Origin of the sequence: Sulfitobacter sp. W074, assembly GCF_025142275.1 — a bacterium.
GTDB lineage: Bacteria > Pseudomonadota > Alphaproteobacteria > Rhodobacterales > Rhodobacteraceae > Sulfitobacter > Sulfitobacter profundi.
Window position 1 is genome coordinate 2140144 of the sequence record NZ_CP081130.1, and the last position, 13982, is coordinate 2154125.

16 protein-coding genes are annotated in these 13982 nt (G+C 62.7%); 9 read left to right on the forward strand and 7 right to left on the reverse strand.

Annotated features, from left to right (window positions below; translation table 11 throughout):
• Positions 1–64: 64 nt before the first annotated feature.
• From K3762_RS10580 to dusB, 3 genes are read right to left on the reverse strand one after another with little or no spacing between them, the layout of a single operon-like run.
• Complete coding sequence (locus K3762_RS10580; RefSeq protein WP_132443314.1) at positions 65–1444, reverse strand: response regulator; 1380 nt, start codon at positions 1442–1444, stop codon at positions 65–67.
• A 1-nt stretch (position 1445) separates the two neighbouring features.
• Positions 1446–2531: a nitrogen regulation protein NR(II) gene (locus K3762_RS10585; RefSeq protein WP_067942678.1), complete on the reverse strand. Its 1086-nt coding sequence runs from the start codon at positions 2529–2531 to the stop codon at positions 1446–1448.
• Positions 2528–3472, reverse strand: coding sequence for a tRNA dihydrouridine synthase DusB (gene dusB, locus K3762_RS10590; protein WP_240791544.1), 945 nt, complete (start codon positions 3470–3472; stop codon positions 2528–2530). The genes K3762_RS10585 and dusB overlap by 4 nt, the downstream gene beginning before the upstream one ends.
• 232 nt (positions 3473–3704) lie before the next feature.
• Here dusB and K3762_RS10595 point away from each other — a divergent pair, with 232 nt between their 5' ends.
• The 3 genes from K3762_RS10595 to K3762_RS10605 are packed head-to-tail and all read left to right on the forward strand — an operon-like array spanning position 3705 to position 5797.
• On the forward strand, positions 3705–4835 hold the full coding sequence (locus tag K3762_RS10595; protein WP_132443312.1) for a bifunctional 2-C-methyl-D-erythritol 4-phosphate cytidylyltransferase/2-C-methyl-D-erythritol 2,4-cyclodiphosphate synthase: 1131 nt from the start codon (positions 3705–3707) through the stop codon (positions 4833–4835).
• The gene (locus K3762_RS10600; RefSeq protein WP_132443311.1) at positions 4832–5323 is read left to right on the forward strand and encodes a phosphatidylglycerophosphatase A; all 492 of its coding nucleotides are present in this window, start codon (positions 4832–4834) and stop codon (positions 5321–5323) included. Before K3762_RS10595 ends, K3762_RS10600 begins: the two co-directional genes overlap by 4 nt.
• The gene (locus K3762_RS10605; RefSeq protein WP_132443310.1) at positions 5324–5797 is read left to right on the forward strand and encodes a CinA family protein; all 474 of its coding nucleotides are present in this window, start codon (positions 5324–5326) and stop codon (positions 5795–5797) included.
• Here the strand turns inward: K3762_RS10605 and K3762_RS10610 are convergent.
• Positions 5794–6246: a type II toxin-antitoxin system RatA family toxin gene (locus tag K3762_RS10610; protein WP_067630597.1), complete on the reverse strand. Its 453-nt coding sequence runs from the start codon at positions 6244–6246 to the stop codon at positions 5794–5796. The two genes, K3762_RS10605 and K3762_RS10610, sit on opposite strands and share 4 nt — an antisense overlap.
• A 68-nt stretch (positions 6247–6314) precedes the next feature.
• Here K3762_RS10610 and hpt point away from each other — a divergent pair, with 68 nt between their 5' ends.
• The 4 genes from hpt (at position 6315) to K3762_RS10630 (ending at position 8487) form a co-directional block, all read left to right on the forward strand.
• Positions 6315–6851 carry a hypoxanthine phosphoribosyltransferase gene (gene hpt, locus K3762_RS10615; RefSeq protein WP_067630594.1) on the forward strand — a complete coding sequence of 179 codons (537 nt, stop codon included), beginning with the start codon at positions 6315–6317 and terminating at the stop codon, positions 6849–6851.
• Entirely contained in the window at positions 6848–7024 is a 177-nt protein-coding gene (locus tag K3762_RS10620) for a hypothetical protein (RefSeq protein WP_165935520.1), read from the forward strand. Before hpt ends, K3762_RS10620 begins: the two co-directional genes overlap by 4 nt.
• Before the next feature lie 92 nt (positions 7025–7116).
• A complete protein-coding gene (locus tag K3762_RS10625) occupies positions 7117–7596 on the forward strand; it encodes a cytochrome c (protein WP_165935519.1) in 480 nt (159 codons plus the stop codon).
• 3 nt (positions 7597–7599) lie between these two features.
• Positions 7600–8487, forward strand: a complete 888-nt coding sequence (locus K3762_RS10630) for a cytochrome c (protein WP_132443308.1) — start codon at positions 7600–7602, stop codon at positions 8485–8487.
• Positions 8488–8509: 22 nt separating this feature from the next.
• On the opposite strand, the gene lipA is transcribed toward K3762_RS10630, so the two are convergent.
• Positions 8510–9463 (reverse strand): lipoyl synthase, encoded by a 954-nt coding sequence (lipA, locus tag K3762_RS10635; RefSeq protein WP_120351181.1) that lies wholly within the window; start codon positions 9461–9463, stop codon positions 8510–8512.
• A gap of 242 nt (positions 9464–9705) precedes the next feature.
• Between lipA and K3762_RS10640 the strand changes: the two genes are divergently transcribed.
• A complete protein-coding gene (locus K3762_RS10640) occupies positions 9706–10254 on the forward strand; it encodes a peroxiredoxin (protein WP_120351182.1) in 549 nt (182 codons plus the stop codon).
• Positions 10255–10321: 67 nt separating this feature from the next.
• Here the strand turns inward: K3762_RS10640 and K3762_RS10645 are convergent, their stop codons facing one another.
• A complete protein-coding gene (locus K3762_RS10645; protein ID WP_120351183.1) occupies positions 10322–11239 on the reverse strand; it encodes a hydrogen peroxide-inducible genes activator in 918 nt (305 codons plus the stop codon).
• Positions 11240–11334: 95 nt separating this feature from the next.
• Between K3762_RS10645 and K3762_RS10650 the strand changes: the two genes are divergently transcribed.
• Positions 11335–12831, forward strand: a complete 1497-nt coding sequence (locus K3762_RS10650; protein ID WP_260009457.1) for a catalase — start codon at positions 11335–11337, stop codon at positions 12829–12831.
• A 41-nt stretch (positions 12832–12872) separates the two neighbouring features.
• On the opposite strand, the gene K3762_RS10655 is transcribed toward K3762_RS10650, so the two are convergent.
• Positions 12873–13961: a DUF6456 domain-containing protein gene (locus K3762_RS10655; protein WP_260012806.1), complete on the reverse strand. Its 1089-nt coding sequence runs from the start codon at positions 13959–13961 to the stop codon at positions 12873–12875.
• Positions 13962–13982: the final 21 nt, after the last annotated feature.

Consider the following 13982-nt stretch of genomic DNA (forward strand, 5'->3'; position numbering starts at 1 on the left):
CAACCGCCATATTATGTGGTCCTGAACGGGAGAGTACCCCGATGGCCACTGTTATGTGGCTCTTTTACATCATCTTGCGGCCCCGTGTCACCTCAATATCGAGGTCGGTGATCTTCTTACGCAAAGTATTTCGGTTAATTCCCAGCAAAGCGGCACATTTAGCTTGGTTCCCTGCCGTCGCGGCAAGCGCGATTTCGATCATCGGCAGTTCGACTTCGCGCAGGATCCGCGCGTAAAGCCCCGGAGGCGGCAGCATGGAGCCGTGCAGGTCGAAATAACGCTGCAAATGACGCTCGACCGAGGCACCCAGCCGTTCGGTATCGGCCTCGGTCTGCATCGGTGCCGGACCACTTTGTGCGCCCAGCAACTGCTCGGCCTCGCTCGCCGTGATCTCGGCCGCTTGGCTGGCCAGTGCCAGTTGCCGCATGGCATGTTCCAATTGGCGCACATTGCCCGGCCATGGAAACTTCAGCAAGATTTGCGCGGCCTTGTCCGACAGTTTGCGCGGTGACGCAGGCCCGGGGTTGGCACGTGCCAAGAAGTGATCGGCCAAAAGCGGGATGTCCTCCACCCGGTCCCGCAGTGCAGGCACTTCGAGGGTCGCCCCCGACAGGCGGTAATAGAGATCGCGGCGCAGCTTGCCTTCTTGCATCGCCGCATCCAGATCGCTTTGGCTGGTGGCCATGAATCGCGGCGCGTCTTCGCCCGGCGCATCCATCATCCGCACCAGACGGGCTTGAATATCTTGGGGGAAATCCGCGATTTCGTCGATCATCAAGGTACCACCGCCAACCCGCGCCAACACCCGCGAAGGGCCTTCGATATCGGCAAGATCGGCATCCGTCACGGTCACGAACGGCAGGCTGCGCCGGTCTGAGAAGTCGTGAATCGCCCGCGCGATCAGCGATTTGCCCGAGCCGCTTTCGCCCCAGATAAGCACCGGCAGATCGGTGTTCATCACCCGTGCCACGGTGCGGTAGAGCGCCTGCATCACCGGGGTCCGGCCAATCATCGGCAGATCGTCACGCTCGGCGTCGATCTCGGCACCGTCGTCAGCGGCGGCTTTGCGGCTGAGCGTCGTGCGCTGCTCCAAGGCCCGAGCGGTGCGCTTCATCAGATCCGGCAAGTCGAAAGGTTTGGGCAGATAGTCAAAGGCTTCGGCCTCTGCCGCCTTGATCGCGGTCATGATGGTGTTCTGCGCCGAGATCACGATCACCGGCAAGCCGGGTCGGTCCTGCGCGATTTTCGGGAGCATCTCCAACCCGTTGCCATCGGGCATGACCACGTCAGAGATCACCGCGTCGCCCTTGCCCTCGCTGACCCATCGCATCAGGGTGGTCAGGCTTGAAGTGGCATGAACCTTGCAGCCCGCGCGGGTCAGCGCTTGGGTCAGAACGGTGCGGATCGTGCGGTCGTCATCGGCGACGAGGATGGTGCCATCCATGTCAATTCTCCTTGAGGGCAGCGGCGCCTGCGCGCGGCAGCGAAATGCGGAATGCGGTTCGACCGGGGGCGGAACTGACTGAAATCCAGCCTCCGTGATCTGAAATAATTTTACTCACCAAGGCGAGGCCCAGCCCGGTGCCATTCTCCCGGCCCGAGACGAAGGGATCGAAAACATCGGCGCGGATATGATCCGGCAGGCCGGGGCCATCGTCAATCACCTCGATCTGTAGGGGCAGCGGCTGGCCATCCCCATCGGCGCGGCGCAACTGGAACCCGTGTTCATAAAAGCTGCGCAGCCGGATGGTGCCCCCCGCCGCGCCCGCCGCCTCAGCCGCGTTGCGGATGAGGTTCAGCAAGACCTGCAAAAGTTGGTCCTTATCACCAAGCGCGGGCGGCAGAGAGGGGTCGTAATCCTCGGTGATTTTCATCTTTGAGCCGAAGCCCAACAGCGCCGACCGCCGCGCGCGGTCCAGCACATCATGCAGGTTCACCGGCTTGCGCTCGGGCGCCATGAGGTTGCCAAATTGCTCGACCTGCTCCAGCAGTTTCACGATGCGCCGGCTTTCGGCAACGATGAGATCGGTCAGTTCCAGATCACTTTTGGACAGGTTCATCGACAAAAGCTGCGCCGCGCCGGTGATCCCGGCCAAAGGGTTCTTGATCTCATGGGCCAGCATCTCGGCCATGCCGATGGCGGATTTGGCGGCGGATTTTACGCTGTGATCTTGGGTGATGCGCCCGGCCAATTCGCGCGGGGTGATCATCAGAACCATCTCCCCCGCCCCGCCCACCAGCGGCGCAATCTGCAAGCCGCATTGCAAAGGCGCGCGCTGCATCGCGCCGACATCCACGTCATTCACGAACAGCGGCGTGCCCTGCAGCCGCGCACGGGCAAACGCGGCCTCAAGCGGGTGATCCACCGCGATCAACTTCCAGATCGACTGGCCAATCGTGGCGCGGGCCGAGGCATTGAGGAAGCCTTCGGCGGAAGGGTTCAAATCCGCGACCCGGTCGTCGGCGCTGACGATAAAGGCAGGCACCGGCAAAGAGGTCCAAACCTGCCGCTCAGGTATCTCGGCCCTCATGCCGCGACCGGAGGTTGAGCCGCCGCGGCGTCGTACTGCATAGCCTCTGCGATCAGATCAAAGGTGGTTTTCACCTCCCCCGCCGTCAGCAGGGCGCGGCGCAGATCGGCGGGGGTGGCGCAATGGTCCATATACCAGCCCAAATGCTTGCGGGCGACTTTGGCCCCAAGATCGACCCCGTAAAAACGCAGCATCTCGTCGTAATGTTCGGCCACCATCTGGGCCATTGCGGCCCCTTTGGGGATCATCGGTTTGGCGCGTCCGTGCAGGTCATGCGCGATTTGCGCCAGCAGCCAAGGCCGCCCCTGCGCGCCGCGCCCGACCATCACACCATCTGCGCCCGACAGCCGCAGGGCTTGGCGTGCCTCATCGCTGCCAGTGATATCGCCATTGGCGATGACGGGGACGCGCACCGTTTCTTTCACCGCCCGTATCGCGGCCCAATCGGCGCGGCCCTTGTAGAACTGACAGCGCGTGCGCCCGTGAATTGTGATCATCTGCACGCCCGCATCCTCGGCCCGTTTGGCGATGGGTGCGGCGTTGAGCATATTGTCGTCCCAGCCGAGCCGGGTTTTGAGTGTCACAGGCACGTTGACCGCGCCCACAACCGCCTCAATTAGCCGCAGCGCGTGATCAGGCGTCTTCATCAGCGCCGAGCCCGAGGCGCCCTGCGTCACTTTCTTGGCCGGGCAGCCCATGTTGATGTCGATGATCCGCGCACCCATCGCCTCGACCATCCGTGCGGCTTCGGCCATCGGCTCGGCTTCGCGCCCCGCGAGCTGGACGGAGGTGCCGATGACATCCAACCCCAACTCTGCCTTCTCTCGGGTACCGGGGCGGCGGCTGAGCAATTCTTGGCTGGCGACCATCTCCGACACGACCAAACCGGCCCCGAATCGCGCCACGAGGCTGCGATAGGGCAGATCGGTGATCCCCGCCATCGGGGCGAGGAATACCGGAGGGTCGAATGTCAGGGGGTCGGCGGTCACGTGCTTAATCCTTGTGCGGTCCCTTGCTGTGTAGCTCTGCCACGGGGTGACCTCAATGAAACTAGCCTGAAAAGCAGCTATGCGCCAAGCAACTGCTTATTTTTTAGGCAGCCACCCCAGATTGCACCCCGCCGCCGCATTGCCTAGACAGGGCCATGTTCACCACGTTTTCCAGATTGCCCGCATGAGTATCGCAGCTTTGATCGTTGCCGCAGGGCGCGGCAGCCGCGCGGGCGGTCCGCAGCCAAAACAATGGCAGGCGCTGGCGGGGGCGCGTGTGATCGATCACACCCTCGCCGTGTTTCGCACCCTACCCCAGATCACCGAAATCGTGCTGGTGCTGCACGAAGACGACATGGATCAAGCCGAGGCATTTGCGGCCCAAGGCGTTACCGTCACCACCGGCGGGGCGGAGCGTGCGGCCTCGGTCCAACGCGGGCTTGGGGCCATTCGGCACGCGGAGAAGGTGTTGATCCATGACGCCGCGCGGCCCTGCGTTTCGGCCCAGATCATTGCTGGCGTGATTGATGCGCTCGACCAGCATCAAGCCGCCGCACCGGGCCTGCCGGTCACCGACGCGCTTTGGCAGGGCGCGGATGGCCGCGTCACCGGCACGCAAGACCGCAGCGCCCTTTTCGCCGCGCAGACGCCGCAGGGCTTTGACCTTGCCGCGATCCGCGCGGCCCACGGCACCCACGACGGCCAAGCGGCAGATGATGTCGAAGTCGCCCGCGCGGCGGGCCTGACCGTTGCCATCACCCAAGGCAGCGCCGATAACCTGAAAATCACCCGGCCCGAGGATTTTGCCCGCGCCGCCCGCATATTGGAGACCCGCATGGACATTCGCACCGGCAACGGATTTGACGTGCACGCCTTTGGCCCCGGAGATCACGTGACCCTCTGCGGCCTCGACATTCCGCACACCCACGGGCTGGTCGGCCATTCTGACGCCGATGTGGCGCTGCACACGGTCACTGACGCGATCTATGGCGCGCTGGCACGGGGCGACATCGGCCAGCACTTCCCACCAAGCGATCCGCAGTGGAAGGGCGCGCGGAGCGATATCTTCCTGCGTCACGCGGCACAGCTCGCCCGCGATATGGGGTTCACCCTGACCCATGTCGACTGCACCCTCATCTGCGAGACCCCCAAGATCGGCCCCCATGTGCAACCGATGCGCGCCTCGATGGCTGAGATGCTGGGGATCGAATTGGACCGCGTGTCGGTCAAAGCGACCACAAGCGAGCGCCTCGGCTTTACCGGGCGCGGCGAAGGCATTGCCTGTATGGCCACAGCAACATTGGTGAAAACATGACCCTTGCTCATCTGATCGCGACGCTTCTGGGCGTCGGCCACATCCGCCCCGCGCCGGGCACTTGGGGGTCGCTCATCGCCCTGCCCTATGCGTGGCTGCTGCATGTGTTGGGGGGCTTTCCCCTCCTGGTGATCGGCATCCTCGTGGCGATCCCTTTGGGCTGGTGGGCCACTGCGCGCTACACGGCGGGCGGGCCGGATCATGATCCGGGCGAAGTGGTGATCGACGAATTGGTCGGCCAGTGGATCGCGCTTTTGCCCTTGTCTTATGCCGCTTGGTTCATGCAAATTCCGATCCTTGCCATGTGGCCCGGTTGGATCGCCGCCTTTGCCCTATTCCGGCTCTTTGACATCACCAAACCGCTGATCATTGGCTGGGCAGACCGTCAGGGCGGGCCGTGGGGCGTGATGCTGGATGATATCTTTGCCGGCATCTTCGCCGCCCTTGGCGTCATGGCCTTGGCGGCGCTTTACCACGGGGCCCTGTAAATGATCCTCGCGGCGCAACTCTTGGAAAAGGCACGCGAAACCGGCGCAATGGTTGCTTGTGCGGAGAGTTGCACGGGCGGAATAGTAGCTGCCGCACTGACTGACTTGCCGGGGTCTTCGGCGCTGCTCGACCGGGGCTTCGTGACCTATACCAATGCCGCGAAAATCGCGATGTTGGGCGTTTCAGAGGCGACGCTCGCGCAATTGGGTGCAGTGTCTGAACAGGTGGCCGCAGAGATGGCGGCGGGCGCGTTGGCAAACTCTGAGGCGCAGATCGCCGTATCAATCACAGGCATCGCCGGGCCCGGCGGATCAGAGCATAAACCCGAAGGCCGCGTTTGTTTTGGCCTTGCCACAGCGGCGGGCATTCAGACGGAAACGATCGAGTTCGGCGCCCAGGGCCGCGACACGGTACGGCTTGCGGCCCGTGACCACGCGCTTGGCCTGTTGCTGCGAGGCTTCGCGGCGCTTTAGCCTTTGGGCCCGTAAAGCTCTTTCGCACGGTTCTCAAAGGCCCGCACGATGCGCTGCATCGCTTCGTTGAAAACCACGCCGATGACCTTTTGCAGGATCATGTTCTTGAATTCGAAATCGACAAAGAAATGCACCTGACAGCCTTCGAGGTTATCCTCGAAATGCCAGTTTGATTTCATATACTTGAACGGCCCATCCAGATATTCGGTGTCGATCTTCTTGGCCTCGGGCCAGAGCACGACGCGGCTGGTGAACCGCTCCCGAAACACTTTGAAAGAGATCACAAGATCGGCTTCCATCACCCGGTGATCGCCCCGGTCTTCGTCACTGCGAATGCGCGCTGCAGCGGTCCAAGGCAGGAATTCGGGATAGCGAGCCACATCGGCGACAAGATCATACATCTGTTGCGCGCTATAGGGCAGTTGGCGGGTCTCTGAATGGGTGGGCATTGCGTTCCGTTGCGTTGCAGGTTACCCCCTATTTCACGTCTCAACCCCGCAGATTCAAGGGCAAAACCATGGCACACGGGCCTTATGTCATCGACGAAATGATCTCGGCCAAGGCCATCGCGGCGCGGATCGAGGATCTCTGCCGTGAGATCCATGACGAATTCAACGGCACCGATAAATTGGTCGTGGTCGGCCTGCTGCGCGGGTCTTTTGTGTTCATCGCCGATCTGGTGCGCGAATTGGACCTGCCGATCGAGGTCGATTTCCTCGAAGCGTCCAGCTATGGCGACGGCATGGAGAGCAGCCGGGAAGTGCGCATTCTCAAGGATTTGCGCGGCGCAATCGAAGGGCGCGACGTGCTGGTCGTCGAGGATATCGTCGACACCGGCCACACCCTGCACCATGTCACCAACCTGCTCCGCTCGCGCGAACCAGCGCGGCTGAAATCCATTGCCCTGCTCGACAAACCCACCCGGCGCGAAGTGGATTTGAAAGCGGATTGGACCGGCTTTGAAATCCCGGACGAATTCGTCGTGGGCTATGGCATCGACTTTGCCCAACGCAACCGCAACCTGCCTTTCATCGGGAAAGTTCGCTTTACGTGATGGACCCGCGGTGGCTGCTGCGGATGTCCCAATGGGCGCGCAATCCACCCTCGGGGAAACGGGTGATCGTGGTCTTTGCAATCATCGCGGCGGCCTTGGCCATCGGGTCGATCGAATGGCTGGGCTATTGGCCCGACTGGGCCACGGCAGAGCGTATCCCCCGCCGGTTCTAAGCCGAAGCGCGCCTGTATCCTGCTGATCACTTTTTTGTTTTTTGTGACCCGCCCCTCCCATGCTACGCTGCGGCAAGAAAAGGGAGATGACCATGTATTTGACCAAAAGCATTACTGCCATCGGCGTCAGCGCCGCATTGATCGCCACTGCCGGCTTCGCCGCTAACCACAGCGAAAAAGCCGCGAGTGACGCGGTGAACGCGCGCCATGCGCAGATGCAACTGATCGCCTACCACACCGGCATCTTGGGCGGGATGGCCAAGGGCGAGACGGACTATAACGCTGAAATGGCAACCGCTGCCGCCACCAACCTGCATGCCGCCGCGGGCTTTCAGCCCGGCACGCTTTGGCTTGAGGGCACTGAGCAAGGCGCCGTTGAAGGGTCCCGCGCCAAGGCCGAAATCTGGAGCGATTCTGAGGGGTTCAACGACGCCTTCATGGCGCTGGAGACCGCCAGCGCGGATATGATCGAGGCCGCAGGCACCGATCTTGACGCCCTGAAAGCGGGCATGGGTGCGGTGGGCAAGGCCTGCGGCGCCTGCCACGACGATTACCGCGGCCCCAAGAACTGATCCTTGCGCCCTATTGTCCCTGTACTGCTGGGCTGTGCCGTTCTCGGCGCGGCCCTTGGCTGGGTCGCAACCCGGCCCGATCCGCTTGAGCCGTCTTATGGCGCAGGTCTGACGCCTGACCCGGAAGCGGGGGCGCGGGTCTTTGCTGCCGGGGGCTGCGTTTCGTGCCATGCCGCCCCCGAGAGTGAGGGGGGGGAGATGCTGGTTCTGGCCGGTGGCCTGCCCTTCCCCAGCGATTTTGGCACCTTCCACGCGCCCAATATCTCGCCCGATGCATACCATGGCATCGGCGACTGGACCTTGCCAGAGTTTGCCCGCGCCGTGACGCGCGGCGTCTCGCCCGAAGGCCAGCACTACTACCCCGCCTTTCCCTATACGGCCTACCAACACCTCGCCCCGCAGGACGTGGTGAACCTCTTTGCCTATATGCAAACCCTGCCCGCTGCAGATGTCCCGAGCCTGCCGCATGAGGTGGGTTTTCCCTTCAACATCCGCCGGGGCCTCGGCGCGTGGAAGGTTATGTTCTTTGACGAAGATTTCGTGCTGGCCGATGCGTCAGACACACAGGTAGCGCGCGGGCGCTACCTTGTCGAAGGGCTGGCCCATTGCGGCGAATGCCACACGCCACGCAACGCCTTGGGCGGGTTAGAGCAGGACGCTTGGCTGACCGGCGCGCCGAACCCCTCGGGCAAGGGGCGCATTCCCGGCATCACGCCCGCACATCTTGAGTGGTCCAAGGCCGATCTGGTGGAATATTTCACCTCCGGCTTCACGCCAGAATGGGATAGCGCGGGCGGAGAGATGGCCGAGGTGGTCAGCAACCTTGCCCAACTCCCCGAAAGCGACCGCGAAGCGATTGCGGCCTACCTCAAAGCCCTGCCCGGCGGTTAACGCCGGGCGCGTCTTCCTAGGATTACGCGATACCCAGCTTGCGGTTCCGCGCCTCGCGCAGACGCGCGAAATCGTCGCCCGCGTGATAGCTCGACCGGGTCAGCGGCGTGGCGGAAACCATGAGGAAGCCCTTGCCGTAGGCCGCTTTTTCGTAGGAGGTGAATTCCTCCGGCGTGACAAAACGGTCCAGCGCGTGGTGCTTAGGCGTGGGCTGCAGATACTGGCCAATGGTCAGGAAATCGATGTCGGCGGCGCGCATGTCTTCCATCACCTGAATGACCGATTGCCGATCTTCGCCCAAGCCCACCATGATGCCAGATTTGGTGAACATCGACGGGTCCAGCTCCTTTACCCGCTGAAGCAGGCGGAGGGAGTGGAAGTAACGCGCGCCGGGGCGCACTTCGGGGTAGAGGCCCGGTACGGTTTCGAGGTTGTGGTTAAACACATCCGGCCGCGCTTCGACAACCTTTTCAAGGGCTTCGGGACCGCAACGGATGAAATCCGGTGTTAGAATTTCGATCGTCGTGTCGGGGCTGCGGTGGCGCACGGCGCGGATGGTCTGGGCGAAGTGCTCCGCCCCGCCATCTTCGATATCGTCGCGATCAACGCTCGTGATAACCACATGGTTCAACCCCAGCTTGGCGACAGCATCGGCCACGCGGCCCGGCTCGAACACATCCAAATCCTCAGGCGGCTTGCCGGTGGCGATGTTGCAGAAGGTACAGGCGCGGGTACAAACCTCGCCCATGATCATCATCGTGGCGTGCCCCTGAGACCAGCATTCGCCAACGTTGGGGCAACCCGCTTCTTCGCAGACCGTGGTCAGCTTGTTGTCACGCATGATGCGCGCCGTCTCGGCATAGCCCTTGCCGCCGGGCGCTTTGACCCTGATCCAGCTCGGTTTTTTTGGCTGGGCGTTGTCGGGCTTGCGCGCCTTTTCGGGGTGGCGCTGTTCGGGTATCTTCAGATCGCGCATCGGGGGCCTCTGATCATTGTGTCGAACCCTGTTTATCACAGTCCTTGACCCGATGACCACCTACAGCATGCGCACCCAAGACAAGGCTGCCATGCACCAGCGGCATCACCCCCGGCCAATGATTTAGTGCTTTGTTTTCTAAACGGAAAATTACAATGCAGTTGCAGCATTGCGAGAGTTGCTCAGGCTGCCTATATGGGCTACCAACCGACAAAGATTCCAATCCGAGAAAGAGAGACGCGATGAAACCCGGTATTCAAGTTCCCAACGTCACCTTCAAAACGCGCGTGCGCGACGAAAGCATCGAAGGCAACAACCCCTTCCGCTGGGAAGACAAAACCAGCGAAGACTTCTTCAAAGGCAAGCGCGTTGTTCTGTTCTCGCTCCCCGGTGCCTTCACGCCGACATGCAGCACCTACCAGCTGCCCGGTTTTGAGAACAACTTCGCAGCGTTCCAAGAGCATGGCATCGACGCGATCTATTGCCTGTCGGTCAACGACAGCTTTGTCATGAACAAGTGGAAAGAGATGCAGGGCGTCCAGAACATCGACGTGATCCCTGATGGGTCCGGCGAGTTCACCCGCCGCATGGGCATGTTGGTGGCCAAAGACAACCTCGGCTTCGGCGCGCGCAGCTGGCGCTATGCGGCGATCGTCAACGACGGTCAGATCGAAGCATGGTTCGAAGAGCCCGGCATCAGCGACAACCACGGCGATGACCCCTACGGTGTTTCCAGCCCCGAGACCCTGCTGGAATACCTCGAAAACCAGAAGCAGACCGAAGCGGCCTAAGCGCCCTTTGAGTGACCGGATCGGGCCATTTGGCCCGGTCCCTCTGACCCCGCTGCCCCGCCCGCGCCTAGTATGTCGCGCGTAGCTGCCCGGTCAGCCCTTCCCCCACATCTTTCAGCGTCTGGGCCAATTGCGCCGCCCAACCGCTGCCCGGCGTGCCCGCCCGGCGCACGAGCCCGATCTGCCGCGCTGGCTCCGGTGTGCCGAAACGGTGCAGCCGTAGGCCCGGCGCGGCATCAAGCTCGGTTTTGGCGGCGATCTCGGGCATCAAGGTCATGCCAAACCCCGCCTCCACCAGCCGCGATAGGGTTGCGAGAGACGAAGCGCCCGTGTGGATGCCCGCCTGCGTCCGGTCCCGCTGACAAACCTCTAGCGCTTGATCGGTCAGGCAGTGACCGTCTTCCAGCAGCATCAGCGGCGTGCGGGCCAGATCGGTCGGACGGACAACCGCCGCCCCCGCCATCCGCTCGGCGGAGCCCGCCAGCAGAAAGCGATCTTCGAACAGGGGCATTTCGGCCAGACCGGTTTCGCCTGTTGGCACCGCCATCACCGCCGCGTCCAGCGCCCCGGCCCGCAAATCGGCCAACAGCTGATCGGTCTGCGCCTCGCGCACCTCGACCCGCAGGGAAATATCCTGCGCGCGCAGGGCGGCCAGCACACCGGGCAAAAGATAGGGCGCCACCGTCGGGATCAGCCCAAGGTTCAAGGTGCCCGCCAGCCCCACCTGTTCGCGCGCCGTGGCTTCCAACAGTTTGGCGCGGCGCAAAATATCCTCGGCGCGGGTCAGCACCTCGCGGCCCAAGGGCGTCAGGACCGAGGCGCGGCTTTGCCGTTCGATCAACCGCCCCCCCAGCGACTCCTCCAAGGTGCGGATCTGCACGGAAAGCGCAGGCTGAGAGATATTGCTGGCCTCCGCCGCCCGCCCGAAGTTGCCCAAAGTCGCCAGTGCGCGGAAATATTCAAGTTGCTTTAGGGTGAAGTTCATAACTTTTACCTATCGCAATTTTACAAAACTGCAATTGGAAATTATGGGCGAAATGGATCATCTTCCCCTCAGACAATAACCGAGGGGAACCCAAGATGAGCAAGCGTCTCACCACCACCGCCGGCGCGCCGATGCCGACCAATGAAACCAGCAAAACCGCCGGAAGCCGTGGCCCGGTCTTGCTGGACGATTACCAATTGATCGAAAAACTGGCCCATCAGAACCGCGAGCGCATCCCCGAGCGGGCCGTTCACGCCAAGGGCTGGGGCGCCGAAGGCACCTTTACCGTGACCCATGACATCAGCGAATACAGCTGTGCGGCGATCTTCTCCGAAGTGGGCAAGACCTGCGAAATCCTCTCGCGCTGGTCCACCGTGGCAGGCGAATTGGGTGCCGCCGACAGTGAGCGTGACGTGCGCGGATTCTCTGTGAAGTTCTACACCGAGGAAGGCAACTGGGACGTTGTGGGCAACAACACCCCGATCTTCTTTGTCCGCGATGCCTATAAATTCCCGGACTTCATCCGCACCCAGAAACGCCACCCGCGCACCAACCTGCGCTCGCCCGAGGCGATGTTCGACTTCTGGGCGGCTCAGCCCGAATGCGTGCACCAGGTGACCATCCTGATGTCGGACCGCGGCATTCCGGTGAACCCGATGCACATGCACGGCTACGGCAGCCACACCTATTCGATGTGGAACGCCAAGGGCGAGCGTCATTGGGTGAAGTTCCACTTCCGCTGCCAGCAGGAAATCCGCAACCGCACCAATGAAGACGCGGAAAAGCTGATCGGCTCGACCCGCGAGAACTTCCAAGAGGATCTCTTCAACGCGATCGAAGGCGGCGAATTCCCGAAATGGGAGCTGAATATCCAAGTCATGCCCGAGGCAGAGGCCGAGACCTGCGGCTTTAACCCCTTTGACCTGACCAAAGTCTGGCCGCATGCGGATTACCCGTTGATCCCGGTCGGTATGCTAGAGTTCAACCGCAACCCCGACAACTACTTCCAAAGCATCGAGAACGCCGCCTATTCGCCCTCGAACAAGGTGCCGGGGATTGGGTTTTCACCCGATAAGATGTTGCAAGCGCGGGTCTTTTCCTATGCGGACGCGCACCGCTACCGTCTTGGCACGCATTACGAGGCGCTGCCCGCCAACGCGCCCAAGGCCGCGCCGATGCACCACTACCACAAGGACGGCTCCATGCGGTTCTTCCCCCAGCAGACCGGCCACCCGGATGCCTATTACGAGCCGAACCAATATGAGGAATCGGCCCGCCCCGACCCGTCGGTGCAAGAACCGCCGCTGCGCATTTCGGGCGATGCAGATCGCTATGTCCAAGAGGAGACAGACGCCGATTACGTCCAGCCGCGCAAGCTCTACACCGAGGTGTTCGATCAGGCGCAGCGTGACCGTCTGCATGAGAACATGGCCGGTGCCATGGCGCCCTGTTCGCAGCAGGTAAAAGAACGCTGGTATGCGGTGCTGGAAAAAGTGCACCCCGACTATGCCGCCGGCGTGCGCAACGCCTGTGAGAAAGACGAAGTGGCGATTTCGGTGACAGATGAGACGCCGACGAAGGTCGCAGACTAAAACAACCGGGGCGGCAGGATCATCACCCTGCCGCCCCTTCTTTATCCGATCATCGGGCCGCCCGGGCCTACGGTTTCGTCGTAATGACGTTTGAGCCGCATCAGCGCGATCCGCAGCACGATCTTGCCTGATCGCGCCGACCACCCCAGCCGCTTTTCGGTGGTCTCTAGCCCTTCCAGATAGCAGCAACAGCGCAGCACCACGTCAGACAGACCGGGGCCGAGTTCGGCCATGGCGTCTGCTACCCGCTTGCGCGCCTCTGCCGCGGCCATGCTGCCCGAGCCCTCACGCCGCCCGCTGGGTTTGGCGCCCGGCGTCAGAAAATGATCCCAATTTTGCGTCACCTCACCGCCCATCTGGGCCAGTTCGAAATCCTCACGCAGTCTTTCACCGGCATGAACCAGCCCCTCGTTCAGAAACGGCGCACCGGATTTGTCGCGCCGCCGAGCAAGCGCAGAGAGCGGGCTTTCCGACAGGCAATAGCGGCCCCGGCGCGGGACCACATCGGCATCTGCGCCCTCTTCCGCCTCGGGGTCGCTGGCCAAGCCCAGAAACGCGGTCTGATCTTCGGCAAAGCCATGTGCGCCCGCGCCTTGGTCTTCTACCATCCGCCGCAGCGCAGCCCGCCCTGCGCTGGTGATGCGGTAGCGCGTTACCCGGCCTGCGCTGCCGGGGGCGATCCAATCTTTAAGGGCCATCGCCTGCGCCACGGCGCTGTCCACCACCGCGGTGCGTGCGCCGGGGCCGGTGTCCGTCTCGCGCAAGACGACGGCCTTTTCCATGCCCTCGGCCACGGCGAGGATCGCGCCCGTCTCATGCAGGCGCCGAAGGACCCGCAGCGCCTCGGCGGCGAAAGTGTCTTCGTCAAGAAGGGGGATGGCGGGTTTGGTCATTGTCGCTGTCTTTCCTGCTGGGGGGCCAGCAGTACAATCCAAAGCGCGCCGCACCGCCCCGAGCCTGCGCAGGGCGGCATCCACCAGCGGATCGTCGCGCCTTGTCTCGATACGGCGGATTTGGCGCATGATGGTCGAGGCATGGCAGCCAGCTTGGCGTGCCAAAGCCCGGATCGGTGCGCCGGTCTCCGTATGTGCGAGGTAATGCAGGGCTCCGTGCGGCACCCATCCCGGCAGGACGGTCTGTTGGATTTGGTG